This is a genomic window from Vibrio qingdaonensis (assembly GCF_026191675.1).
GTDB classification, from domain to species: Bacteria; Pseudomonadota; Gammaproteobacteria; order Enterobacterales; family Vibrionaceae; genus Vibrio; species Vibrio qingdaonensis.
Map to the genome: position 1 here is coordinate 1 of NZ_JAKRRY010000161.1, position 510 is coordinate 510.

The window sequence follows — 510 nt, forward strand, 5'->3', positions numbered from 1 at the left end:
TGTTTTCGTTATAAGCATTAGGATCAAGACTGCTTTCAACTTGAGCTATCGATCGCAGCAGATCTGGATCAACATTATAATATTGTCCTGCTTCATCAAAACAAAACGAATACCCGACACTTGGAAATACCGACAATAATAAGATTAGTTTTTTCATAAGCTAAAAAATGGAGTCCAAAGGAACTCCATTATATCGCGTGAATTGACGTCATCAATATTCATTAGGGAGTAAAATCGTAGTGCAACTACGATCACGCTCGGTAATTATCCAGACTTGTTCATTACAAATGGTGTAACTGGATAAAACCCGCTCGCCTGTCTTGGTGGCTTCGTCATTGGTAAGTTTATCTTCAACACAGACATTTCCCCAATCACCATTTTGGTGACGATGTAAGTAAATCGGTAAATTCACACCAATATTGTTATTTAGCAGTTCAGTAATGCCTTGTGTACAAACAACTTTGCCAAGATCAAACGGCACAGCCGTACAAACATAATTTTTTTCTTTTG

Annotated in this window: 2 protein-coding genes; both read right to left on the minus strand. The window is 37.5% G+C overall.

Translation table 11 applies throughout. The features are described from left to right. A partial coding sequence (locus tag MD535_RS25825; RefSeq protein ID WP_265678137.1) for a transglycosylase SLT domain-containing protein occupies positions 1–157 on the minus strand: 157 nt, incomplete at its 3' end. A gap of 54 nt (positions 158–211) precedes the next feature. After that, positions 212–510: type I restriction endonuclease subunit M (locus MD535_RS25830; protein WP_265678136.1), on the minus strand; the 299-nt coding region annotated here is incomplete at its 5' end.